Annotated in this window: 22 protein-coding genes; 10 read left to right on the top strand and 12 right to left on the bottom strand. The window is 71.7% G+C overall.

Features of this window, described 5'->3' with window-relative positions:
- Positions 1–26 precede the first annotated feature (26 nt).
- Positions 27–1,091: an EamA family transporter gene (locus tag B072_RS43545; RefSeq protein WP_018531682.1), complete on the top strand. Its 1,065-nt coding sequence runs from the start codon at positions 27–29 to the stop codon at positions 1,089–1,091.
- Between the two features lie 67 nt (positions 1,092–1,158).
- Here B072_RS43545 and B072_RS0119640 read toward each other — a convergent pair whose 3' ends face one another.
- Together B072_RS0119640 and B072_RS0119635 are read right to left on the bottom strand one after the other, a co-directional pair.
- Entirely contained in the window at positions 1,159–1,962 is an 804-nt protein-coding gene (locus tag B072_RS0119640; RefSeq protein ID WP_018531681.1) for a sugar phosphate isomerase/epimerase family protein, read from the bottom strand.
- Positions 1,963–1,979: 17 nt separating this feature from the next.
- Complete coding sequence (locus B072_RS0119635) at positions 1,980–2,915, bottom strand: bifunctional helix-turn-helix transcriptional regulator/GNAT family N-acetyltransferase (protein WP_018531680.1); 936 nt, start codon at positions 2,913–2,915, stop codon at positions 1,980–1,982.
- Positions 2,916–3,283: 368 nt separating this feature from the next.
- Between B072_RS0119635 and B072_RS0119630 the strand changes: the two genes are divergently transcribed.
- Positions 3,284–4,711 carry an alkaline phosphatase family protein gene (locus B072_RS0119630; RefSeq protein WP_018531679.1) on the top strand — a complete coding sequence of 476 codons (1,428 nt, stop codon included), beginning with the start codon at positions 3,284–3,286 and terminating at the stop codon, positions 4,709–4,711.
- Between the two features lie 106 nt (positions 4,712–4,817).
- Positions 4,818–5,759, top strand: a complete 942-nt coding sequence (locus B072_RS0119625) for an ornithine cyclodeaminase family protein (protein ID WP_018531678.1) — start codon at positions 4,818–4,820, stop codon at positions 5,757–5,759.
- Positions 5,760–5,770: 11 nt separating this feature from the next.
- Here B072_RS0119625 and B072_RS0119620 read toward each other — a convergent pair whose 3' ends face one another.
- Positions 5,771–6,547 (bottom strand): SAM-dependent methyltransferase, encoded by a 777-nt coding sequence (locus B072_RS0119620; RefSeq protein WP_018531677.1) that lies wholly within the window; start codon positions 6,545–6,547, stop codon positions 5,771–5,773.
- A gap of 422 nt (positions 6,548–6,969) precedes the next feature.
- The gene (locus B072_RS0119615; protein ID WP_018531676.1) at positions 6,970–8,016 is read right to left on the bottom strand and encodes a LacI family DNA-binding transcriptional regulator; all 1,047 of its coding nucleotides are present in this window, start codon (positions 8,014–8,016) and stop codon (positions 6,970–6,972) included.
- 201 nt (positions 8,017–8,217) lie between these two features.
- Between B072_RS0119615 and B072_RS0119610 the strand changes: the two genes are divergently transcribed.
- The 3 genes from B072_RS0119610 to B072_RS0119600 are packed head-to-tail and all read left to right on the top strand — an operon-like array spanning position 8,218 to position 11,356.
- A complete protein-coding gene (locus tag B072_RS0119610; protein WP_018531675.1) occupies positions 8,218–9,375 on the top strand; it encodes a Gfo/Idh/MocA family protein in 1,158 nt (385 codons plus the stop codon).
- Positions 9,372–10,529, top strand: a complete 1,158-nt coding sequence (locus B072_RS0119605) for a dihydrodipicolinate synthase family protein (RefSeq protein ID WP_018531674.1) — start codon at positions 9,372–9,374, stop codon at positions 10,527–10,529. The genes B072_RS0119610 and B072_RS0119605 overlap by 4 nt, the downstream gene beginning before the upstream one ends.
- The gene (locus tag B072_RS0119600) at positions 10,526–11,356 is read left to right on the top strand and encodes a sugar phosphate isomerase/epimerase family protein (protein ID WP_018531673.1); all 831 of its coding nucleotides are present in this window, start codon (positions 10,526–10,528) and stop codon (positions 11,354–11,356) included. Before B072_RS0119605 ends, B072_RS0119600 begins: the two co-directional genes overlap by 4 nt.
- 274 nt (positions 11,357–11,630) lie before the next feature.
- Here B072_RS0119600 and rbsD read toward each other — a convergent pair whose 3' ends face one another.
- From rbsD to B072_RS0119575, 5 genes are all read right to left on the bottom strand, one after another.
- Positions 11,631–12,020, bottom strand: a complete 390-nt coding sequence (gene rbsD / locus B072_RS0119595; RefSeq protein ID WP_018531672.1) for a D-ribose pyranase — start codon at positions 12,018–12,020, stop codon at positions 11,631–11,633.
- Positions 12,017–12,916, bottom strand: coding sequence for a ribokinase (locus B072_RS0119590; RefSeq protein WP_026246040.1), 900 nt, complete (start codon positions 12,914–12,916; stop codon positions 12,017–12,019). Before B072_RS0119590 ends, rbsD begins: the two co-directional genes overlap by 4 nt.
- A gap of 57 nt (positions 12,917–12,973) precedes the next feature.
- Complete coding sequence (locus tag B072_RS0119585; protein ID WP_018531670.1) at positions 12,974–14,917, bottom strand: substrate-binding domain-containing protein; 1,944 nt, start codon at positions 14,915–14,917, stop codon at positions 12,974–12,976.
- Positions 14,907–16,451 (bottom strand): sugar ABC transporter ATP-binding protein, encoded by a 1,545-nt coding sequence (locus B072_RS0119580; RefSeq protein ID WP_018531669.1) that lies wholly within the window; start codon positions 16,449–16,451, stop codon positions 14,907–14,909. The genes B072_RS0119585 and B072_RS0119580 overlap by 11 nt, the downstream gene beginning before the upstream one ends.
- A 68-nt stretch (positions 16,452–16,519) precedes the next feature.
- On the bottom strand, positions 16,520–17,524 hold the full coding sequence (locus B072_RS0119575; protein ID WP_018531668.1) for a LacI family DNA-binding transcriptional regulator: 1,005 nt from the start codon (positions 17,522–17,524) through the stop codon (positions 16,520–16,522).
- Positions 17,525–17,721: 197 nt separating this feature from the next.
- Here B072_RS0119575 and B072_RS0119570 point away from each other — a divergent pair, with 197 nt between their 5' ends.
- On the top strand, positions 17,722–18,312 hold the full coding sequence (locus tag B072_RS0119570; protein ID WP_026246039.1) for a hypothetical protein: 591 nt from the start codon (positions 17,722–17,724) through the stop codon (positions 18,310–18,312).
- Between the two features lie 67 nt (positions 18,313–18,379).
- Here the strand turns inward: B072_RS0119570 and B072_RS0119565 are convergent, their stop codons facing one another.
- From B072_RS0119565 to B072_RS0119555, 3 genes are all read right to left on the bottom strand, one after another.
- Positions 18,380–18,589: a DUF4287 domain-containing protein gene (locus tag B072_RS0119565; RefSeq protein ID WP_018531666.1), complete on the bottom strand. Its 210-nt coding sequence runs from the start codon at positions 18,587–18,589 to the stop codon at positions 18,380–18,382.
- Between the two features lie 90 nt (positions 18,590–18,679).
- Entirely contained in the window at positions 18,680–19,021 is a 342-nt protein-coding gene (locus B072_RS0119560) for an aminoglycoside adenylyltransferase domain-containing protein (RefSeq protein WP_267880636.1), read from the bottom strand.
- Positions 19,022–19,087: 66 nt separating this feature from the next.
- Positions 19,088–19,477, bottom strand: coding sequence for a nucleotidyltransferase domain-containing protein (locus B072_RS0119555; protein ID WP_158689209.1), 390 nt, complete (start codon positions 19,475–19,477; stop codon positions 19,088–19,090).
- Between the two features lie 49 nt (positions 19,478–19,526).
- Between B072_RS0119555 and B072_RS0119550 the strand changes: the two genes are divergently transcribed.
- From B072_RS0119550 to B072_RS0119540, 3 genes are all read left to right on the top strand, one after another.
- The gene (locus B072_RS0119550) at positions 19,527–19,913 is read left to right on the top strand and encodes an Imm7 family immunity protein (protein ID WP_018531663.1); all 387 of its coding nucleotides are present in this window, start codon (positions 19,527–19,529) and stop codon (positions 19,911–19,913) included.
- 59 nt (positions 19,914–19,972) lie between these two features.
- Positions 19,973–22,222, top strand: coding sequence for an ATP-dependent RecD-like DNA helicase (locus tag B072_RS0119545; RefSeq protein ID WP_043244239.1), 2,250 nt, complete (start codon positions 19,973–19,975; stop codon positions 22,220–22,222).
- A gap of 200 nt (positions 22,223–22,422) precedes the next feature.
- Complete coding sequence (locus B072_RS0119540) at positions 22,423–23,712, top strand: citrate synthase (protein WP_018531661.1); 1,290 nt, start codon at positions 22,423–22,425, stop codon at positions 23,710–23,712.
- The last annotated feature ends 473 nt before the right edge of the window (positions 23,713–24,185 follow it).

Genomic DNA, 24,185 nt, shown 5'->3' with positions numbered 1-24,185 from the left:
CAGTCGTGCGGAGTGATCCTCGACGCATGAAACCCGCGCACACCGGCCTCGCCGTGCTCGTCGCCGCCCTGTGGGGCGTGAACTTCGTCGTCATCGACATCGGCCTCGCCCACTTCCCGCCGCTGCTCTTCTGCGCCCTGCGCTTCCTGCTGGCCGCGCTGCCCGCGGTGTTCCTCGTCGGGCGGCCGTGCGTGCCGTGGCGCTGGATCGCGGGGGTCGGGCTCGCGCTCGGTGTCGGCAAGTTCGGGCTGCTCTTCGTCGGCATGAACGCGGGCATGCCGGCGGGCCTGTCCTCCCTGGTGCTCCAGGTCCAGGCGGTCTTCACGGCGCTCATCGCCTTCGCGTTCCTGGGCGAACGGCCGCGCCCGGTGCGGGTGGCGGGCATGGCGGTGGCGCTCGCGGGCATCGCGGTCGCGGCGCTCGACGAGACCGGCGAGGGCGGTACGGGTCCGCTCGGCGCCTTCGCGCTGGTCCTCGTCGCGGCCGCGTTCTGGGGCGTCTCGAACGTCCTGACCCGCAAGGCGTCGCCCTCGGCCCCGTTCAACTTCATGGTGTGGTCGAGCGCGGTCCCGGTGCTCCCGCTGCTCGCGCTGTCGCTCCTCTTCGAGGGCCCGGCGCGGGACGCCCGCGCGCTGTCGTCCCTGGACGCGCCCGGTATCGGCGCGATCGTCTATGTCGCCCTCGTCACGACGCTCTTCGGCTTCAGCGCCTGGAGCCGGCTGCTGCGCCGCTACGACGCGTCGACGGTCGCCCCGTACTCGCTGCTGGTGCCGGTGTTCGGGATGTCGTCGGCCGCACTGTTCCTGGGAGAGCCGGTGAGCCCGCTCAGGTGGGTCGCGGCGGCGCTGCTGGTGGCCGGGGTGGGCCTGACGTCGTTGGGTGCGGGGCTCCGTCTGCCGGGCACCGTCCGTCGCCGGCCGCGGGCCGCTGGGGCTTCTCGCGCGGTTACCCGCGCCCCTGAGGCATGCGCTGCGCGCAGCCTTCCCCTGAGCGAGCGGAGCTCGTTTCAGGGGCGCGGGGAACTGCGCGCAGCAGGACCACCGGCCGTCGGATCGCGACGAAGCAGCAACGAGGCAGACGCAGATCTTTGAGGGGCGCGGGGAACCGCGCGACCAGCCCCCACCCACCCGCACCCGGCGACGAACCCGCCGACCGCCCCTACGCCGACTCGTTCAGCAGCCGAGCCAGATGTTCACGCCCCGCACCGAGCAACCCGGAAAGCGGCGCGGCCGACTCGTACCAGCGGGCCTCGTACTCCCAGCACAGCCACCCGTCCCAGCCCTCCCGACTGAGCACCTCCACGCACTCGGCCAGCGGCAGCACCCCCGCGCCGAGCGCGAGCGGCGTCTTGTCGTCGGCACCGGCGATGTCCTTGACCTGGACATAGCCGAGGTAGGGGGAGAGCGCGGCGAAGGAGGCCGCGGGCTGCTCGCCGCCCAGCCAGGTGTGCATCACGTCCCACAGCACCCCCACGTTGCGGTGCCCGACCGGGCCGACGACGCGGGAGGCGTCCGCGCCGGTGCGGTGCGAGTCGTGGGTCTCGAGCAGCACCCGTACCCCGCGGTCCGCCGCGTACTCGGCGACGACGCCGAGCCGGCGGGCGGCCGTGGCGTCGGCCTCCTCGGCGCTCTGCTCGTCACCGCCGCCCGGGAAGACCCGCACGTACGGCGCCCCCAAGTCGCGTGCCAGGTCGACCAGTTCGCGGATCTCGTCCAGCACCGGCCCGTCGTCCGCGGCGGGCGCCGCCACCCGCGCGTACCCGGCGATGCCGAGCACCTCGACCCCGGCCGCCTTGAACTGGGCAGCGGTGTCGGCCCGTTCGCCCGGGGTGATGCCCGGATGGACCGGCTCCTCGGGGTGCGCGCGCAGTTCGACGCCGTGATAGCCGTGCGTGGTGGCGAGACGCAGGACGTCGTCGAGAGGGAGACCAGGGACACCGAGAGTGGAGAACGCCAGCTTCATGCTGCGGACCCTACCCGTCACTCCGCCGTCCTATGGAGGGCCATCTTCCAGTCCTGCCCGATGAGGTCGACGCCGAAGGAGCGGTGCGGTTTCTCGCCGATCAGGACGAAGCCGTGCCGCTGGTAGACGGAGCGGGCCGACTTCAGGACGTCGTTCGTCCACAGCACCATCTCGCGGTAGCCGACGCCGCGCGCGAAGTCGACGCAGGCGCGCACCAGCCGGTCGCCGATGCCGAGCCCGCGCGCCTCGGGCTCCACGAGGAGCAGCCGCAGGCGTGCCGTGCCGGGCGCCTCGTCGCGTACGCACATCACGCAGCCCACCGGGCGGCCGTCCAGCTCGGCGATCCACACCCGCTCCAGGTGCGGGTCGTGGTCCTCGGCGAAGTCGGCGACGATGCGCGCGACCAGGCCCTCGTAGTCCGTGTTCCAGCCGAACTCGGCCGCGTAGAGCGCCGCGTTGCGCGAGACGATCCAGCCGAGGTCGCCGGGGCCCGGCTCGCGCAGCAGCACGTTGTCGGGGTGCGGGGCGGCGCGGCCGTCGCCCAGGATCTCGCGGACGGTGCGCAGCGCGGTGGACAGCCGCTCGCGGTCGGCGCTCGGCACCGTGGCCAGGAGCGTGCCCATCGTCTCCCGGGTGCGTTCGTCGAGCAGCTCCGAGGCGGTGCGGCCGCGCGCGGTGAGCGTGATGCGGCGGCGCCGGGAGTCCTTCTCCGACGACCCGCGCTCGACCAGCCCCTCCCGCTCGAACTTGCCGAGGATGCGGCTCAGGTACCCGGCGTCGAGATTGAGCTGGGTGCGCAGGTCGGCGGCGTCGACCTTCTCCGCGTGCGCCAGCTCGTACAGCACGCGGGACTCGGTGAGCGTGTACGGGGCGTACAGGTGGCGGCTGTAGTCCAGCGCCCCGATCACGTTCGTGTAGAAGCGGTTGAAGGACCGGATGTCCTGGACGGTCATGGGCAAGTCACCTCGGTTCACCTCGCTGCGCGAACAGTTGACTCAGTCAGAGGTTCTGGCGCCGCTCAACGTACGCCCGTGGCGGCGCCGCGTCCACGGATCGGGCACCGGGGTGCCTCGCCGGGCCGTCCCGCGAGCCCCCGGGTCAAGTCCGTGTATATGGCAGGTATAGCGGTTCGGGCGCAGCTCAAGGGCGGTTCACGGGTTGGCCAAACCCCTCCCGCACGTTGGCCGCGATTTCACCCGCCGCCCCCTCCGCGCCACATTCCCCGCGGCGCACAGTGATCCCAACGGCCCGTCGCACACGGGCCGTTGGCATGCCCGAACCAGCCGCTCGCACCGGCATCCGCAACGACAGGAGATCCCTCATGGCCGAACTGACGCGACGTAGACTCCTCGGCTCTGCGGCGGGCGCCGTGGGCGGCGCCGCGGCGCTCTCCCTCCTCCCGCCCAGCGTCCAGAAGGCGGTCGCGGCGGGCCCGCCCCGCAAGGGCTCGCTGCGCGACATCGAGCACGTCGTGATGCTCATGCAGGAGAACCGGTCCTTCGACCACTACTTCGGCACCCTCAAGGGCGTACGCGGCTTCAACGACCCGCACGCGCAGAAACTGAGCACCGGCCGGTCGGTCTTCTACCAGCCCGACACCGAGAACCCGAAGGGGTATCTCCTCCCCTTCCACCTGGACACGCACTCCACCAGCGCCCAGGCCATCCCCTCCACGAGCCACGCCTGGTCGGTCCAGCACGAGGCGTGGAACAACGGGAAGATGGACCAGTGGCTGCCCGCCCACCGCAAGGCCGACGGCGTCAACGGCCCCTACGTGATGGGCTATTACACCCGTAAGGACATCCCCTTCCAGTTCGCGCTCGCCGAGACCTTCACCATCTGCGACCACTACTTCTGCTCGGTCTTCGGCCCGACCTGGCCCAACCGCCTCTACTGGATGACGGGCACCATCGACCCGGGCGGCACCCAGGGCGGCCCGATCCTCAACAACACGGCGCCCTCGCCCTACCGCTGGACGACGTACGCCGAACGCCTCCAGGCCGCCGGGGTCAGCTGGAAGGTCTACCAGCAGGACGACGACTACGGCTGCAACATGCTGGAGAACTTCGCGAGCTTCAAGAACGCGCAGCCCGGCTCCGACCTCTACGAGCGCGGCGTCCGTCCGCAGCCCGAGGGCACCTTCGAGGACGACGCCCGCAACGACCGCCTCCCGGCCGTCAGCTGGATCATGCCGACGAGCTACCAGTCCGAGCACCCGGACTACCTCCCGGCCGCCGGCGCGGACTTCGTCGCCCAGAAGATAGAGGCGATAGCCAGCAACCCCAAGGTGTGGGCGAAGACCGCCTTCATCCTCAACTACGACGAGAACGACGGCCTGTTCGACCACGTCACCCCGCCCACGCCCGCGGCGGGCACGGCCGACGAGTTCGTCAAGGGCCTGCCCATCGGCGGCGGCTTCCGCGTCCCCGCGATCATCGTGTCGCCGTGGACGGTCGGCGGCTGGGTCGCCTCCGAGACCTTCGACCACACCTCGGCGCTCCAGTTCCTGGAGAAGTTCACGGGCGTCGAGGAACCCAACATCACCGACTGGCGCCGCGACACCTTCGGCGACCTCACCTCGGCGTTCCGCTTCTCCCACGCCCGGCCCCGCGCGCCGCGGCTCCCCGACAACACCGCCGAGCAACTGGCCCAGGCCAAGGAAGACGTGTCCACCCTGCCCAAACCGACACTGCCGGGCGCGGACCAGTCCTTCCCCGAGCAGGAGCACGGCCGCCGCCCGCACGTGTAGACCCGCCACGCGCGAGGTCCGGTACCCGCCGTACGCCCATGGAGCGGCGCGGCGGGTACCGGGCGCGGGCCGAGCGTGCCCGCGGCCGCGCTGGGATGATCGCCCCATGACGCGCATCCTCAGCCGCAGTGACCTCCTGGCCCTGCTGGACCCGGCCGCCTGTGTCGAGGTGCTGGCCGCGGGCTTCCGGGGCACGGCCGCGCCTGGTGGCACGGGCGGAGAGGCGCACCGGGTGATCGCCGAGCTGCCCTTTCCCGGTACGGCGACCGCCCTCATCCCCGGTGTGCTCCCTGGCATTCCCGCCTACACGGTGAAGGTCAACGCCAAGTTCCCCGCCGCGAGCCCCGCCCTGCGCGGCGTCGTCTGTCTGTACAGCGGGGTCGACGGGGACCTCCTCGCCCTTCTCGACTCGGCGACGGTCACGGCCTGGCGGACCGGGCTCGCCGCCGCGCTCGGTACGCACACGCTGGCCCGGCCCGACGCGACGTCGGTCGGGGTGATCGGCGCGGGCGCGCAGGCGGAGGTGATGCTGCGCGGGCTGCGGGCGCTGCGGGAGGTCGGGGAGGTATGGGTGCAGGACGTCGAGCCGCTCCGGGCGCGGGAGTTCGCGGCCCGGCACGGTGCCCGTACGCTGCCGGACCCGGCGGCGATCGCCCGCGCGGCCGACATCGTGCTCCTGGCCACCTGGTCCCGCACCCCGCTGCTCGGCCTCGCCGACGCGCGTCCCGGGCAGCACTTCACCACCCTGGGCGCGGACGAGCCGGGCAAGCTGGAGCTGGGCCCCGACCTGCTGGGCGCGGCGCACCTGGTGGTGGACGACCGTGAACTGGCCCGGCGCTCAGGGGTGTTGGGCACGCTGGGTCTGGCCGGGGCGACGACCCTGGGGGAGATGCTGAACGCCGAGTCCCGGTGCCCCGCTGCCGCCCCCGACGCCCGCACGGTCTACGCCCCCGTCGGACTCCCTTGGCAGGACCTGGCGTTGGCGTGGCGGGCGTACGAGGAGGCGGAGCGGCGCGGGGTCGGGGTGACCGTCGATCTCCTGGCCTGAGGGGCCGTGCGTCAGCCCACGGACTCGACGGGCACCAGGGTGAGGTAGGCGATCCCGAGCACGTCGCGGTAGCCGCGCAGCCAGCTCGCCCGGTGCCGCTCCACCCGCTCCCGGGTCTCCTCGGCCAGCGGATGGTCGCCGTGCGCGGCCAGCCACTCCTCCACGTCCGACTGGTAGCCGGACTCGAACTCCTCCCACTCGTCACGGTTCGCCGTCTCGATCCAGGCGGGCCGGAACCCGGCCTCGACGGCACGGTCCACGAGCCCGGCCAGGTCGTCGTACTCGTCGGGCCGCGCGTCCGGCCACATCGCGCCCAACTCGGCCTCGGTGGGCGGACGCTGCCAGTACCCCTCGGCGAGCAGCACCCGGCCGCCGGGCGTGACGATCCGGCGCAGCGCGCGCAGCGCCTCGGTGGTGTGCAGGGGCGGCTGGGCGCTGCTGAGCGCGTGGCTGGAGCTGAGGCAGATGACGAGGTCGGCGGTGCCGAGCCCGGCCTCGGTGGCGGACTCCTCCACGAACTCGGCGCGCTCCGCGAGCCCGCGCTCCTTGGCGTTCGCCCGGCCCCGGGCGAGGTCGTCCCCGTTCAGATCGACGCCGCGCCCGCGCGCCCCGGGCACCGCGTCCAGCACCCGCAGCATCAGCTCACCCCAGCCGCAGCCGATGTCGAGCACGGTGGTGGGCTGCGCCTTCGCGAGCCTGTCGACGATCCCGGCGGCCCGCGCCTCGGAAAGCGGACCGTGGAAGGTGAGCCGGGTGAGGCGGGGCGGCAGGTCCTTGGAGTTGTCCATGGCGGGCGACGTTACGGGTGCGCGGCCGCGTGGGCCAGTGAATTGGGGCGGCCAGGGTTGCCTTCCGGCGGGGGTGGTCGTTCGGGTTCGGCCCTGCCGGAGGCCGAGTGTCGATGCGCATCCGTCGCCGGGCGCGGGTCCGGTGGGGGTCGGCCGCGCAGTTCCCCGCGCCCCTGAAGGCCGGTTTCGTCGTCGGGCGGCGGCCGGGTGGCTTCTCGCGCCGTTCCCCGCGCCCCTGGAGGCCTGCGTCCCTGGAGGCCCGCGGCCTTGAGAGGAAGCTGCGCGCAGCGCATGCTTCAGGGGCGCGGAGCACGGCGCGAGAAGCCACCCGCCGGGCCGCAGACGCACCTGCTGCCGCACCACCCCGACGCGCCCCCGACGCGCCCGGGACGCGCCCTGAGCCGCCCGGCCCCCTCGGCCACTCAGCGCCGCGGCGCCCCCGTCGACCCCCGCACCATCAGCTCCCCCCGCACGACATCCACGCCACCGGCCGGCGCCGCCTCCCGCCCCATCGCGATCCGGCCCGCCCGCGCCGCCGCCTCCGCCAGCGGGAGGCGGACCGTCGTCAGCGCGGGGACCGCGTCCACGCTGAACGGGAGGTCGTCGAAGCCCGCCACCGAGACGTCCTCGGGGATGCGCAGGCCCGCCTCGCGCAGGGCCGCGCACGCGCCGAGCGCCACCGTGTCGTTGGCGGCCACCACGGCGGTCAACTCCGGGTCCTTGCGCAGGAGTTCGGTCGTCGCCGCGTAGCCCGCCGCGCGGTCGTAGGGGCCGTGCGCCACCAGGCCGTCCGACTCCGTGACCCCCGCGCCGGCCAGCGCCTCGCGGTGGCCCTCCAGGCGGTCGCGGGTCGTCGTGCGCTCCTCGGGCCCGGCGACGTAGCCGATCCTGCGGTGCCCGAGCGCGAGCAGATGCTCCGTCAGTTCCCTTCCCCCGCCCCGGTTGTCGAAGGTCAGTGCCACCGCGTCCGCGTCCGGCACCGGCGGCCGCCCGCACAGCACCACCCGCGTGCCCGCCTCCGCGAGCCGCCGCAACTTGTTCGCCACGGCGGCCACATGGGCCGCGTCCTCGATCGCGCCGCCGGTGAGCACGACCGCCGCCGCGCGCTGGCGCTGAAGCAGCGTCAGATAGGTCAGCTCACGCTCCGGGGAGCCGCCCGTGTTGCAGACCACCGCGAGCCGCTCGCCGCCCGCCCGCCCGCCGGGACCGACGATCTCCGACTGCACGGCGGACGCCATGATCCCGAAGAAGGGGTCCGCGATGTCGTTCACCAGGACGCCGACCAGGTCGGAGGTGGAGGCCGCGAGCGCGCTCGCCGGACCGTTGAGCACGTAGTCCAGCTCGTCCACGGCCTTCAGGACCCGCTCGCGGGTGGACGCGGCGACGGGATAGTTGCCGTTCAGCACGCGCGAGACGGTGGCGGGGGACACCTGCGCGCGAGCGGCCACGTCCGCCAGGGTCACGGTCATCGAGTCATCCTCCGCTGGTGTCCGGCTCGTATCCGGCTGTATCCGCCCGGAACCCGCTCTTGTCCGAGCGGCTGTGCAGAGGCTAGCTTCTTCTCAGGTAGAAAGCGCTTGCTACGGGATATCGAACATCCGGCAGGCGCCGATTCGCGTACGCCGGGCCTCGGTGGCCGACTGGCCGCACGGCTGGACGAAGGGACTCACGTGACACGCAAGACGGTGCGCATCGCCATGAACGGTGTGACGGGGCGCATGGGCTACCGCCAGCACCTCGTCCGCTCCATCCTCGCGCTGCGCGAGCAGGGCGGACTCGACCTCGGCGACGGCACGGTCCTGTGGCCCGAGCCGGTCCTCGTCGGCCGCCGCGAGCACGCGCTGAAGGCCCTTGCCGAGCGGCACGGCCTGGACGAGGCGAACATCTCCACCGACGTGGACGCCGTGCTCGCCGACGACAGCGTCGACATCTTCTTCGACGCCGCGATGACCTCGGGCCGCGAGGAGGTCCTCAAGAAGGCGATCGCCGCCGGCAAGCACATCTACACCGAGAAGCCCACCGCCACCGGCCTGGACGGCGCCATCGAGCTGGCCCGCCTGGCGCGCGAGAAGGGCGTCAAGTCGGGTGTGGTCCAGGACAAGCTGTTCCTCCCGGGCCTGCTCAAGCTGAAGCGCCTCATCGACGGCGGCTTCTTCGGCCGGATCCTGTCCGTGCGCGGCGAGTTCGGCTACTGGGTCTTCGAGGGCGACTGGCAGGAGGCGCAGCGTCCGTCCTGGAACTACCGCAGCGAGGACGGCGGCGGCATCGTCGTCGACATGTTCCCGCACTGGGAGTACGTCCTGCACGAGCTGTTCGGCCGCGTCACCTCCGTCAGCGCGCTCGCCACCACCCACATCCCGACCCGCTGGGACGAGAACGGCAAGCCCTACGACGCCACCGCCGACGACTCCGCGTACGGCATCTTCGAGATCGAGGGCGGCATCGTCGCGCAGATCAACTCCTCGTGGGACGTGCGCGTCAACCGCGACGAGCTGGTCGAGTTCCAGGTCGACGGCACCGAGGGCTCGGCCGTCGCCGGTCTGCGCAACTGCCGCGTCCAGCACCGTAGTTCCACCCCGAAGCCGGTCTGGAACCCGGACCTCCCGGCGACGTACTCCTTCCGCGACCAGTGGCAGGAGGTCCCGGACAACACCGAGTTCGACAACGGCTTCAAGGTGCAGTGGGAGCTCTTCCTCAAGCACGTCTACGCCGGCGCCGACTACCACTGGGACCTCCTCGCGGGCGCCCGTGGCGTGCAGATGGCCGAGCTGGGCCTGGCGTCGTCCGCCGAGGGCCGCCGCCTCGACGTCCCGGAGATCTCGCTGTGACCCTTCATCTTCCCTCCCCGAACGGTGAGTTGAGGGCGTACGAGCCGCGCGCCACGCCGCTCACCTTCGACACCGGCGCCCCGCTCGCCTCCCGTGTCGTCTTCTCCGCCGCACACGTCGTCGCCGACCCGTTCGCCGACACCACCCCCGACTCCCCGGCCGCCGTCGACTGGGACGCCACCCTCGCCTTCCGCCGCCACCTGTGGTCGCACGGCCTCGGCGTCGCCGAGGCCATGGACACCGCGCAGCGCGGCATGGGCCTGGACTGGGCGGGCGCCGCCGAGCTGATCCGGCGGTCCGCGGCCGAGGCGAAGGCCGTCGGCGGGGCCATCGCCTGCGGCGTCGGCACCGACCAGCTCACCGCGCCCGCCAAGGACCTGGCCGAGGTCAGGGCCGCGTACGAGGAACAGCTCGCGCTCGTGGAGGGGACGGGCGCGCAGGCGATCCTCATGGCGTCCCGCGCCCTCGCCGCCGTCGCGAAGGGCCCTGAGGACTACCTCGACGTCTACGGCCACCTGCTCCGGCAGGCGTCCGAGCCGGTCGTCCTGCACTGGCTCGGCCCGATGTTCGACCCGGCCCTGGCGGGCTACTGGGGCTCCGCCGACCTGGACGCCGCGACCGAGACCTTCCTGGAGGTCATCGCCGCGCACCCGGACAAGGTCGACGGCATCAAGGTCTCGCTGCTCGACGCCCAGCGCGAGGTCGACCTGCGCCGCCGCCTGCCGAAGGGGGTGCGCTGCTACACCGGGGACGACTTCAACTACCCCGAACTGATCGCGGGCGACGAGCGCGGCTTCAGCCACGCCCTGCTCGGCATCTTCGACCCGTTGGGCCCGCTCGCGGCGCAGGCCGTGCGGGTCCTGGACACGGGTGACGCGAAGGGGTTCCGCGAACTCCTCGACCCCACCGTCGAGTTGTCCCGCCACCTCTTCCAGGCGCCGACCCGCTTCTACAAGACGGGCGTCGTCTTCCTCGCCTGGCTCTCCGGCCACCAGGAGCACTTCACGATGGTCGGCGGCCTCCAGTCGGCGCGCTCGCTCCCGCACTTCGCGCGCGCCTACGAACTCGCCGACACCCTCGGCCTGTTCCCGAACCCGGAGCTGGCCGAGACCCGCATGAAGCAGCTGCTCGCCCTGTACGGAGTGACGAAGTGACCGCCGACCCGCTGTTCTCCATCAACCAGGCGACCGTCAAGCAGCTGAGCCTGCCCGAACTCGCCGACGCATGCGTCGAGTTGGGGGTCCGTAACGTCGGCACCTGGCGCGAGCCCGTCCAGACGTACGGCGTCGAGAAGGCGGCCGCGCTGCTGCGCGACGCGGGACTGACCGTCACCACGCACTGTCGGGGCGGCTTCCTCACGGCCCTCGACGAGACCGAGCGCGCGGCCGCGATCGAGGACAACAAGCGCGCCGTCGACGAGGCGGTGACCCTGGGCACGGACATCCTGGTCCTGGTCTCCGGCGGCCTGCCCCCCGGCTCGTACGACCTGGTGGGTGCCCGCGAGCGGATCGCCGAGGGCATCGACGTCCTCGCCCCCTACGCCGCCGAGCGCGGTGTGCGGCTGGCGATCGAACCGCTGCACCCGATGTACGCGTCCGACCGCTGCGTGGTCTCCACCCTGACCCAGGCCCTGGACATCGCCGAACGCTTCCCGGCGGACCAGGTCGGCGTCTGCGTGGACACGTACCACATCTGGTGGGACGACCAGGCGCCCGCGCAGATCGCGCGGGCCGGCGCCCAGGGACGTATCGCCACGTTCCAACTCGCCGACTGGACCACGCCGTTGCCCGAGGGCGTCCTCAACGGGCGCGGCCAGATCGGCGACGGCGCGATCGACATGCGGTACTGGCGCGCGCTCGTCGAGAAGCACGGCTACGCCGGACCCGTCGAGGTCGAGTTGTTCAACGACGGCCTGTGGGCGCGCGACGGCCGCGAGGTCCTCGCCGAGACCGCCGAGCGGTTCACGCGGCACGCCGCGTAGACCCTTCGCACGGGCCTCAGGGGGCGTGAGTGGTCGGACTTGCGCCCCCTGAAAGCTTCGCGCTCCCAAGGATTCCGCTTCTCTCAAGAATTTTCGGCAACCCCGTGCAACCTTTCGGGCGCCAGGCGGGTCGTACGTTGCGTCGGAACCTTTGGGGAGGGGAGATCTGGGGGGATCGAGAGGTTCCGACGCAGGAGGGGGAAGGCCCGAGGGGCCCGGTCCGCGGACCGGGCCCCTCGTCGGTTCCGCATGGGCCCGGAGCGGGCCCGGCACCTCAGAAGAACACTCCGCACCGCAGCAGCACGTTCGCGAACGGCCGTGCCTCCCCGGTCCGTACGACGAGCTTCGCCGACGCCGACAGCACCTTCAGCTCCTCGTGCGTGACGAAGGAGAGTGACGGGACGCGCTCGTCGAGCAGCTCCGCGGTGGACGGATTCGCGGCCCGCACCTCGTGGGCCGCCGTCCCGCCCTCCACGACCAACTCGTCCAGGAGCCCGTCGAGCACCTCGGCGAACGCCGGCACCCCGGCCCGGAAGGCGAGGTCGACGACGTGCGGCCCGGCCGGGACCGGCATCCCCGCGTCGCACACGAGCACCCCGTCCCCGTGCCCCAACTCGGCGATGGCGCCCGCCAGATGGCGGTTGAGTATGCCGCCGCGCTTCACAGCGAGGCCACCTCGTCCGCCGTCGGGTACGAGGCCTGCGCGCCCTCCTTGGTGACGGCGGCGGCGCCGACCCGGGCCGCGTACGCGGCGGCCTCGGCCAGCGACGCACCGGTCCCGAGCCGCCAGGCCAGCGCCGCCGTGAAGGCGTCGCCCGCACCCGTCGTGTCCACGGCCTTGACCTTCACCGAGGCCACGCGCTCCGCACCGTCGGCGTCCGCGACGAGCGCGCCCTCGGCGCCGAGCGTGATGACGACCGAGCGCGGGCCGAGCGCGAGCAGCTGCCGCGCCCAGTCCTCGGGGGCGTCGCCGAGCTCCGTACCGAGAATGACCTTCGCCTCGTGCTCGTTGACGATCAGCGGGTCGCAGGCCGCGAGCACCTCGTCCGGCAGCGGCGCGGGCGGCGACGGGTTGAGGACGAGCCGCGCCCCGTCCGCGAGCGAGCGGGCCACCTCGGCGACCGTGTCGAGGGGGATCTCCAGGAGCGTGGAGACCACCGGCGCGGCCGCGAACAGCTCGCGGGCCGCCCGCACGTCGTCCGGCGTCAGCCGCCCGTTCGCACCCGGCGACACCACGATGCTGTTGTCGCCCGACGGGTCGACGGTGATCAGCGCGACCCCGGTCGGGGCGCCGCCGACGAGGACGCCCGAGGTGTCCACGCCCGCCGACTCCATCGACTCGCGCAGCAGCTTCCCGTGCCCGTCGTCGCCGACCCGCGCGAGCAGCGCCGTCCGCGCGCCGAGCCGGGCGGCGGCCACCGCCTGGTTGGCGCCCTTGCCGCCCGGGTGGACCACGAGGTCGGAGCCGAGGACGGTCTCCCCGGCGCCGGGGCGCCGCTCGACGCCCACCACCAGGTCGGCGTTGGCCGACCCCACGACAAGGAGGTCATACGTGCTCATGCTCAGCCTTTCTTCGTATGTCACCGCAGAGGGTACGGGGCGCCACTGACAACCCGGTCACTCGAAATCGGCGGCGTTCTTCGACGTCACGACCTTCACCGGCACCTTCACCGCCGGGGCGATCTTCTTGCCCTGGGCCGCCTTCACCGCGTTCCGCACCGCGATCTCGCCGAGCTCGCGGGGCTGCTGCGCCACGGAGGCGTACATCGTGCCCGCCGCCACGGCCTTGATGCCGTCGGCCTCACCGTCGAAGCCGATCACCGGCACCGACTTCCCGGCCTTCGAGCCGAGCGCCTTGATCGCGCCGAGCGCCATCTCGTCGTTGGCGGCGATCACACCCTGGACGTCCGGGTGCGCCTGGAGCAGGTTCGACATCACGTCGAGGCCCTTGGTGCGGTCGAAGTCCGCGGGCTGCTGGGCGACGACCTTGATGCCCGGGTAGGCCTTGAGGCCCTTCTCGAACCCGGCCGCGCGCTCCCGGGCGGCGGACGTGCCGGCCTGGCCCTGCAGGATCACGATCTTGCCCTTGCCGCCCAGCTTCTCGGCCATCGTCTTGGCGGAGAGCTCACCGCCCGCGACGTTGTCGGAGGCGACGAGCGTGGCGACCTTCGCCTTCTCGACGCCGCGGTCGACCGCGACGACCGGCATGTCGGACGTGTTGGCAGCCTTCACCGAGTTGCTCGCGGCCGCCGAGTCCACCGGGTTGAGGATGATCGCGTCCAGGCTCGAACTGGTGAAGTTCTGCATCTGGTTGGCCTGCTGCGAGGCGTCGTTCTGCGCGTCGGTGACGGTCAGGTCCACGCCCTGCCGCTTGGCCTCGGCCTGGGCGCCGGCCCGGATCTGCACGAAGAACGGGTTGTTGAGCGTCGAGAGCGACAGGCCCACCTTCGGCTTGTCGGACGTCGACGTACCGCCGTGCAGGAAGGACGTGGCGCCGACGATCGCGACGGTGACGACGGCCGCGAGCCCGTACGTCGCCGCCTGCCTGCCCTTGTTCCCGCCGCCACCCGCGGTCACCGGCGTCGCCCCGGCCTTGCGGCGCAGCGTGTCGAGGAGCACCGCGAGGGCGATGACGACACCGATGACGACCTGCTGCCAGAAGGCGGACACGGAAAGGAGGTTGAGCCCGTTGCGCAGCACGGCGAGGATCAGCGCGCCGATCAGGGTGCCGGACGCCTTGCCCGTACCACCGGCCAGCGAGGCGCCGCCGATGACGACCGCGGCGATCGCGTCCAGCTCGTACCCGTCGGCGGCCTGCGGCTGCGCCGAGGACAACCGGGAGGCGAGCACGATGCCCGCGGCGGCCGCGAACAGCCCGGACAGGGCGTAGATGACGAGCTTCTGCTTCTTCACGCGCAGGCCGGACAGGCGCGCGGCCTCCTCGTTGCCGCCGATCGCGTACATGGCGCGGCCGATGTACGTACGGCCGAGGACCACGGCGGCGATCAGGCCCATCACGATCATCACGAGCACCGGCACCGGCAGCCAGCCGCCGAGCGTGTCACCGAGATGCGAGACCGAGTCGGGGAACGGGATCGGCGAGCCGTCGGATATGACGAGCGCCAGACCCCGCCCCACCGACAGCATCGCGAGCGTCGCGATGAACGGCGGCAGCTTCCCGTACGCGATCAGGAAGCCGTTGACGAGCCCCGCCACGATGCCCGTCGCGACGGCGAGCACCACCGCGAGGACCACCGGCACACCGTGCTGGGTGGCGGTCCACGCCAGCACGGTCGCCGACAGCGCGGCGACCGAACCGACCGACAGGTCGATGCCCGCCGCGACGATCACGAAGGTGACACCGAACGCGAGGATGGCGGTCACGGCCGCCTGGACACCGATGTTGAGCAGGTTGTCGGTGGTCAGGAAGTCCCCGGACAGCGCCGACAGGGCGATGACGAGGACGATCAGCGCGGTCAGCGCGCCGTTGTCGAGCAGGAGCTTGCGCAGCGAGGCGGCCCCACTGGTGCCCGGCTTGCTCTTGAGCGTGTCAGTGGCCACGACGGGCCTCGCTTTCGTCGGTCGTGGGAGTGGTGGAGACGGCGAGGGCCATCACGGAGTCCTGGGTGGCGTCGGCGGCGTCGAGCTCACCGGCGATCCGGCCCTGCGCCATGACGAGCACGCGGTCGCTCATGCCGAGCACCTCGGGAAGGTCGCTGGAGATCATGAGCACGGCGTGGCCGGCGGCGGTGAGCTCGTTGATGAGCTGGTAGATCTCGACCTTCGCGCCGACGTCGATGCCGCGCGTCGGCTCGTCGAGGATCAGCACCTTGATGTCGGCGAGCAGCCACTTGCCGATGACGACCTTCTGCTGGTTGCCGCCGGACAGGGTGCGCACGTGCTGGCCGAGTCCCGCCATCCGCACGCCCAGTTGGGCGGCGATGCGTTCGGCGGCGGCGTGCTGGCCCTTACGGTCCACGAACCCGCCGCGGGTGGCGGCGCGCAGCGTGACGAGCCCCAGGTTCTCCTCCACCGACTGGTCGAGGACGAGCCCCTGCCCCTTGCGGTCCTCGGGCACGAGCCCGATCCCGGCGGCCATGGCGGCGTTCACGTCATGGCGGGCGAGCGCGGCGCCCGCGACCTCCACCGAGCCCTTGTCGTACGGGTCCGCGCCGAACACGGCGCGCACGACCTCGGTGCGCCCGGCGCCCACGAGGCCCGCGATACCGACGACCTCACCGGCCCGCACCTCGAAGGAGACGTCCTGGAAGACGCCGTCCCGCGTCAGCCCCTCGACCTTGAGGAGCGCGCCACCGGCACCACCGGCGTCGTCCGGCCGCTCGCGCGGGTACTGCTGCTCGATCGACCGCCCCACCATGAGCCGTACGAGCTCGTCCTCGGGCGTCGAGGCGGGCACCTGGCCCACACTCCGCCCGTCCCGGATCACCGTCACCCGGTCGCCGAGGGCGGCGATCTCCTCCAGGTGGTGGGTGATGAAGACGACGCCGACCCCGTCCTCGCGCAGCGCGCGCACGATGGCGAAGAGCTTGTCGACCTCCTCGGAGGTCAGCACGGCGGTCGGCTCGTCCATGATGAGCACCCGCGCGTCGAGGCTCAGCGCCTTCGCGATCTCCACCATCTGCAGCCGGGCGATGCCCAGTTCACGCACACGCGCGCGTGGCGACACGTTCACGCCCACGCGCGCGAGGAGCGCTTCGGCGTCGGTCTCCATCTTCTTCCGGTCGATGAGACCGAAGCGGCGCGGCTGGCGCCCCAGGAAGATGTTCTCGGCGACGGTCAGATCAGGAACGAGATTGAACTCCTGATAGATGGTCGCGATACCGAGCTTCTCGGCGTCCTGCGCACCATGGATACGGACCTGCTCGCCGCCTACGGTGATGCGGCCCTCGTCGGGTGTGTAGGCGCCGGAGAGCATCTTGATCAGCGTGCTCTTGCCGGCCCCGTTCTCACCGAGCAGGACGTGCACCTCCCCGCGGCGCAGATCGAAGTCGACGCTGTCGAGCGCGACGACACCGGGGAAGGTCTTCCGTATCCCTTCGATACGCAGCAACTCGAACTCGTCGGAGCTGCTCATCCGTTGCTCCTCTCCATTGAGGTTGGCGGTGGTGGGGGTTCTCTGGAAAGCGGGTCTGCGGGGGTTGTTCAGGCGGGGGCGCCGCAGGAGCGGCGGACGACGAGCCGGGCGGGGAGCGTGACCGACTCCGGCGTACGCCCCTCGATGCGGTCCACCAGGGCCCGCACGGCGGCCCGCCCCAGCTCCCCGGTCGGCTGGGCGATCGCCGTGATCGGCGGATCGGTGTGCACGAACCAGCGGATGTCGTCGAAGGCGGCGAGCGCGATGTCGTCGGGAACCCGCAGCCCGCGCGCGCGGATCGCGTCCAGCGCGCCCAGGGCCATCAGGTTGTCGGCGGCGAAGACCACGCGGGGCGGCTCGGGAAGATCCAGGAACCCCTCGGTCACCCGCCGCCCGCTCTCCGCCTGGAAGTCGCCCTGCCCGATGTAGGCGTCCGGCAGCTCGATCTCGTACGAGGCGAGGGCCTCCCGGAAGGCGTCGACGCGTTCGCTGCCCGTCGTCGTGGCGGCCGGGCCCGCGATGATGGCGAGCCGCCGGTGCCCGAGCCGGTGCAGGTGCGCGACGAGGGCCTGGACGGCCGCGCGCCCGTCGGAGCGCACCACCGGCACGTCGACTCCCGGGATCCACCGGTCCACGAACACCATCGGGGTCCCGGCCCGCGCGGCGTCCAGCATCAGCGGCGAGCCGCCGTCGGTCGGGGAGACGAGCAGCCCGTCGATGCGCCGGTCGAGCAGGGTGCGGACGTGGTGGTCCTGGAGCTCGGGCCGCTCGTCGGCGTTGCCGATGATGACGCTGTAGCCGAGGGCCCGCGCCTCCTCCTCGACGGAACGGGCCAGCTCCCCGAAGTACGGGTTGAGCACGTCGCTGATGACCAGGCCGAGCGTGCGGGTCTGGTCGGTGCGCAGGGAACGGGCCACGGCGTTGGGCCGGTAGCCGAGCGACTCCACGGCCGCCAGCACCCGGGTCCGGGCGTCCGGGCTCACCGAGGGATGGCCGTTGAGGGCGCGGGAGACCGTGGCGGCGGAGACCCCGGCCGCGGCCGCGACGTCCTTGATGCTCGCCTTCGGAGACATCGCGGGCCACCTCCTCGTGGCTGCGTGGAATCGATTACATCGACTGACGTGAGTGATTGGAATCGATTACACGGGCAGCTGGCAACCCCCGTTCCGGTTCTCGTGACCGGATCGTGATGGGAGCGGGGGAGATGTCGGTGGTGCGTGCGATGGTGGACGTCGGAAAGCTCGACACCCCGGACAGGGAGCACAGGATCGTGAACCACGCGCAGCTCACCGCACTCGGCCGCGCCCTGCGCGTGCTCGGGGAGCACGGCGAGAAGCTCACCGCGGACACCCCGGACGACGTGCTCCACGAGGTGCGCGGCGACCTGACGCGCGCGCTCGACCAGCTCGACGACGCGACGACCGGCCAGAAGCCGGCGACCCGCTGCAAGGAGCATCCGTACGGCCCGGTCGAGCAGTCCGCCCCCGACCTGTGCCTGCTGTGCGAGACCCGCCGCCGCAAGGCCCACCGCTCCCAGCTGGAGGGTGAGTACGGCTCCCCGGCGTCCCGCCCGACCCCCGACCGCCCGGTGATGTCGCGCTACGGCACGCGCGAGGACCGCCCCCAGCCCCAGCAGCGCTGGATCCCGGAGTTGTGGAACGGGCAGGTGTGGCAGCTGTGCGGCACCCCGCGCCACGACCGCCGCGAGGCGGACCTGTACCTGGCGGCGCAGCGCCGCCGCCCCGACGCGGCGATGGCGTACCGCCTGGTGCACGAGTTCACGGACTACGAGGTGGTGCGGGTGTGGGGCACGCCGGTGCGGGTGGACCCGGAGCCGATGGGCGGGGTCGGCGGGATCTGAGGCCGGTCGCGCGGTCCCCCGCCGGCGGGGCCGGTGCCGGGCCGGTGTCTCCGCGCTGCTTGCGGGGTTACTTTCCCTCGGCCCGGACGTGGGCCACCAGCGCGTTGGCATGGCCGTGACCCAGGCCGTGCTCGGACTTGAGCCAGCCCACCAGCTCCATGTGCTTGTCCAGCGGCGAGGAGCGGATGAGGTCGAACCAGTACGCGACCGGGTGGCCGTACTTCGTCTCGATGGACGGGAAGTAGCTGGCGGGGCCCTTGGCGGGGGTGGCGGTCATGGTGGCGCTCCTCTGTGTCCGCTGCTGCTGGTGTCGAGAGGTAGACCGCGAGGCGGCGCGGAAATCATCGCCGGGACCGAGCGATCCGGATCATTCCGTCAGGGTCGCGGCCGCCGTCAGGTCCAGCAACTCGGCCATCAGCGCGGCCAGTTCCTCCGGCAGCGGCGTCTCGTCCCGTACCGCCTGTGCCCGCCGCCAGCCGAGCGCGGCGTCCAGGAGCGGCCGCAGCCGGGGCCACCGCTCGGCCGTCCGGCGTGCGGCCTCACCCTTGTCCGCGAGCTCCCCGGCGGTCAGCGCGCGCAGCGCCCGGCACGCGGTGAGGGCGATGTACGCGTGCCCGCCCCGGTGGCGCACCCCGGGGGCCCGGCGCCGCAGCTCCGCGACGGAGTCGACGAGCGCGAGCCGCACCTCCTGGGCGCCGGCCGGGGCCAGCGCCTCCCGCGCGGGCCGCCCGGCCAGCGTCAGCCCCGTCTCCCGCGCGAGGGCCCGGGTCAGCGCCTAGGCGGGCGTCACGCGCCCGGCGTGGAGAGGTTCGCCGGGGGAGAGGGCGAGGAGGGGGGCACCCGGTTCACCGGCGAGCGCGGCGGCCGGTGCGTAGGTGAGGTCGAGCCGGTCGCGGAAGGCCGGGTGGGCCCGCAGGACCCGGGCATGGGCGGCATCCAACTCACCGGAGTCGAGAGGGAGTTCACCTTCCACTGCTGCGACCCCGATGAGTACGTCGATGTCGCTGACCCCGCGCTCGAACGACCCCGTGGCCGCGGACCCGTACAGCCACGCCCCGATGAGCCGCTCCCCGACCACCGGCGCCACCGCCGTCAGCAGATCGGGCAGCACACGCCGCACGCTCACCGGGACCGTGATCTGCCTGGAGGGTGCGGGCTCACTCATCCTGGCACCCTACGTTCAGGCTTCGGAGCGGCTCGGATCAGGGAGCGGGATGTTCGAGTACCACGGCTGGATCACCGTCAGGGAGAGCGTGCGCGCCGATGACGACGAGGCCGGGCTGCCGGGAATCGTGGACGAACTCCGGCTCCGCGTAGCCGCGTTGGACAGCCCGTACCTGCTGGACCTGCGCTGGATGAACGGCGAACCCTTCCTCCACGTCGGCGGCCACTCCAACCACCGCGCGTCCCCGGACGTCGTCGCCCTGTACGAGCACGTCGCGGCGGTCGCCCCCGGCTCGTACGGACTGCTGCACATCCGCGACGACGAGGACCCGGACCACGGGAACGAGGTGCGCGTCGTCAGGCTCGCCCGCGGCACCCTCACCCACCACACCGAGGCGCTGCTGTCCCCGTGCGTCCCGGCGGTGGAGGACCCGTGACCGGGGCCGGAATCCGGTGACCCTCCCGCGCTGTCAGTGCGCACCGCTACCGTCGGATCATGACCGAATCTGCGGCGGCACGCCCCATGGCGACGCTCGAGGGGGTCCTCGAGCGCATCACGTACGCGAACGAGGAGACCGGGTACACGGTCGCGCGCGTGGACACCGGCAGAGGCGGCGACCTGCTGACCGTCGTCGGCTCGCTGCTCGGGGCGCAGGTGGGCGAGTCGCTGCGGATGGAGGGCCGCTGGGGCTCCCATCCCCAGTACGGCAAGCAGTTCACCTGTGAGAACTACACGACGGTGCTGCCCGCCACCATCCAGGGCATCCGCCGCTATCTCGGGTCCGGGCTCGTCAAGGGGATCGGACCGATCTTCGCCGACCGCATCACCCGGCACTTCGGGCTCGACACCCTCGACGTCATCGAGCAGGAGCCGAAGCGGCTCATCGAGGTGCCGGGGCTCGGGCCGAAGCGGACCAAGAAGATCGCCGACGCCTGGGAGGAGCAGAAGGCGATCAAGGAGGTGATGGTCTTCCTGCAGTCCGTCGGCGTCTCCACCTCCATCGCCGTCCGTATCTACAAGAAGTACGGGGACGCGTCGATCTCCGTCGTGAAGAACCGGCCGTACCGCCTCGCCTCGGACGTCTGGGGCATCGGATTCCTCACCGCCGACCGCATCGCCCAGGCCGTCGGCATCCCGCACGACAGCCCGGAGCGCGTCAAGGCCGGTCTGCAGTACGCCCTTTCGCAGTCCACCGACCAAGGGCACTGCTTCCTGCCGGAGGAGCGGCTGATCGCCGACGCGGTGAAGCTGCTCCAGGTCGACACGGGCCTGGTCATCGAGTGCCTCGCCGAACTCGCCCTGCCCGACGAGGACTCCGGCGAGGCCGGTGTCGTACGCGAGCAGGTGCCCGGAGAGCACGGGGAGCCGGTCACGGCCGTGTACCTCGTGCCGTTCCACCGGGCCGAACTGTCGCTGTCCGCGCAGGTGCTGCGGCTGCTGCGCACCGGCGACGACCGGATGCCCGCGTTCCGGGACGTGGCCTGGGACAAGGCGCTGGCCTGGCTCGCGGACCGCACGGGGGCGAAGCTCGCGCCCGAGCAGGAGGAGGCCGTCAGACTGGCCCTCACCGAGAAGGTGGCCGTGCTGACCGGCGGTCCCGGCTGCGGAAAGTCGTTCACGGTGCGGTCGATCGTGGAGCTGGCCCGGGCGAAGAAGGCCAAGGTGGTGCTCGCCGCGCCGACCGGGCGCGCGGCCAAGCGGCTCGCCGAGCTCACCGGCGCCGAGGCCTCCACCGTCCACCGGCTGCTCGAACTGAAACCCGGGGGCGACGCCGCGTACGACAAGGACCGCCCGCTCGACGCCGACCTGGTCGTGGTCGACGAGGCCTCCATGCTGGACCTGCTGCTCGCCAACAAGCTGGTGAAGGCGGTCCCGCCCGGCGCCCACCTCCTCTTCGTCGGCGACGTGGACCAGTTGCCGAGCGTCGGCGCGGGTGAGGTGCTGCGCGACCTGCTCAGCGACGACAGCCCGGTCCCCGCCGTGCGCCTCACGCGCATCTTCCGCCAGGCCCAGGAGTCCGGCGTCGTCACGAACGCCCACCGCATCAACTCCGGCACGCCACCGCTCACCCAGGGCCTGAAGGACTTCTTCCTCTTCGTGGAGGAGGACACGGAGGAAGCGGGCCGGCTCACCGTCGATGTCGCCGCCCGCCGGATTCCCGCCAAGTTCGGCCTCGACCCGCGGCGCGACGTGCAGGTGCTCGCCCCGATGCACCGCGGCCCGGCCGGCGCGGGGAACCTCAACGCGCTGCTCCAGCAGGCGATCACGCCCGGCCGGCCCGAGCTGCCCGAGAAGCGGTTCGGCGGCCGCGTGTTCCGGGTCGGCGACAAGGTCACACAGATCAGGAACAACTACGAGAAGGGGGTGAACGGAGTCTTCAACGGCACGGTCGGCGTCGTCACCTCCCTCGACGCGGACGAGCAGCGGCTCACCGTCCTGACGGACGAGGACGAGGAAGTGCCGTACGACTTCGACGAGCTCGACGAGCTGGCCCACGCCTACGCCGTCACCATCCACCGCTCGCAGGGCAGTGAGTACCCGTGCGTGGTCGTCCCGCTGACGACCGGCTCCTGGATGATGCTCCAGCGCAATCTCCTCTATACGGCGGTCACGCGTGCCAAGAAGCTGGTGGTCCTCGTCGGTTCGCGCAAGGCTCTGGGGCAGGCAGTGCGCACGGTTTCGGCGGGTAGACGCTGTACCGCGCTGGATTTCCGGCTGGCAGGGGCGACTCGTCAAAAGATTTGATCGATCAAACGAGTCGCAAACCTCACACAGCACTTCCGGAACCAGGGTGATAGGGGGCAGGATGGGCAGGCTGGAGGCACTGAGTGCCGCCAATAGGTCCAATGGACGACCCCGAGTGCACTCTGCTGGGCCAAGTGGGGGATGGTAGAGACAGTCAGGGCACCTCGAAGAAGAGGCACTACGTCGGTGAGGGACGAGACGTGAGCGACAACTCTGTAGTACTGCGGTACGGCGATGGCGAGTACACCTACCCGGTGATCGACAGCACCGTCGGCGACAAGGGCTTCGACATCGGGAAGCTCCGGGCCCAGACAGGACTGGTGACCCTCGACAGCGGATACGGCAACACAGCCGCCTATAAATCCGCGATCACCTACCTGGACGGCGAGGAGGGCATCCTTCGCTACCGCGGTTACCCGATCGAGCAGCTGGCCGAGCGCTCCACCTTCACCGAGGTGGCGTACCTGCTGATCAACGGCGAGCTCCCCACGGTCGACGAGCTCTCCACCTTCAAGAACGACATCACGCAGCACACCCTGCTGCACGAGGACGTCAAGCGGTTCTACGACGGGTTCCCGCGCGACGCCCACCCGATGGCCATGCTGTCGTCGGTCGTCTCCGCGCTGTCCACCTTCTACCAGGACAGCCACAACCCGTTCGACGAGAAGCAGCGTCACCTCTCGACGATCCGCCTTCTCGCCAAGCTTCCGACGATCGCGGCGTACGCGTACAAGAAGTCGCAGGGCCACCCGGTGGTCTACCCGCGCAACGACCTCGGCTACGTCGAGAACTTCCTGCGCATGACCTTCTCGGTGCCGGCCGCCGAGTACGAGCTGGACCCGGTCGTGGTCTCCGCGCTCGACAAGCTGCTGATCCTGCACGCGGACCACGAGCAGAACTGCTCGACGTCCACCGTGCGTCTGGTGGGCTCGTCGCAGGCCAACATGTTCGCGTCGATCTCCGCGGGCATCTCGGCCCTGTGGGGTCCGCTGCACGGTGGCGCCAACCAGTCGGTCCTGGAGATGCTCGAGGGCATCCAGGCGGCCGGCGGCGACGTCGACACCTTCATCCGCAAGGTGAAGAACAAGGAAGACGGCGTGAAGCTCATGGGCTTCGGGCACCGCGTCTACAAGAACTTCGACCCCCGGGCGAAGATCATCAAGGCGGCGGCGCACGACGTCCTCTCGGCGCTCGGCAAGAGCGACGAGCTGCTCGACATCGCGCTGAAGCTGGAGGAGCACGCGCTGGCCGACGACTACTTCGTCGAGCGCAAGCTCTACCCGAACGTCGACTTCTACACCGGCCTGATCTACCGGGCCATGGGCTTCCCGACCGAGATGTTCACGGTGCTCTTCGCGCTGGGCCGTCTCCCGGGCTGGATCGCCCAGTGGCACGAGATGATCAAGGAGCCCGGATCGCGTATCGGGCGTCCGCGCCAGATCTACACGGGCGTCGTCGAGCGCGACTTCGTTCCGGTGGAAGCACGCTAGAGCGGCTGCCTGGCGGGCGCCGACGGCGTCCGCGGGCCCGCTGTGGCTTGTCGCGCGGTTCCCCGCGCCCCTGACGGGGCGCCTCTGACGCGGCGCCGCGAAGACTTGAGGTAGTAGAAAGCGCCCCGCTGCCGGTCCCCCCACGGGCCGACAGTCGGGGCGCTTTCCTTTTCCCGGTGCGGATTCCCCCCACGGGATCCGGCCGGGCGTCTGTGTGTGCGTCGGTCGCCGAAGCACGTACGCACGGGGTGGGCCGCTCAAGCTCCCCGGTGCACGTGCCCCGGCCAACGCAGTCGGGGCCGTCCCCCAAGACGGACCCGCATGATGCGGAAACGCCCCCCAAGACGTTCCTGCATCGCCTCCTTAGACTCACCAGACCTGCAAAGGGTTACGTTCGGATCGGTGTGATCTGCGTCTCTTGCATATGTCCTGTGCGTACGCAAGAAAACCGATATGGGGATATCGGCTCCTGC

Origin of the sequence: Streptomyces sp. HmicA12 (assembly GCF_000373565.1) — a bacterium.
In the GTDB taxonomy this organism is placed as follows: domain Bacteria; phylum Actinomycetota; class Actinomycetes; order Streptomycetales; family Streptomycetaceae; genus Streptomyces.
This window is presented reverse-complemented; position numbering and strand designations above follow the sequence as displayed.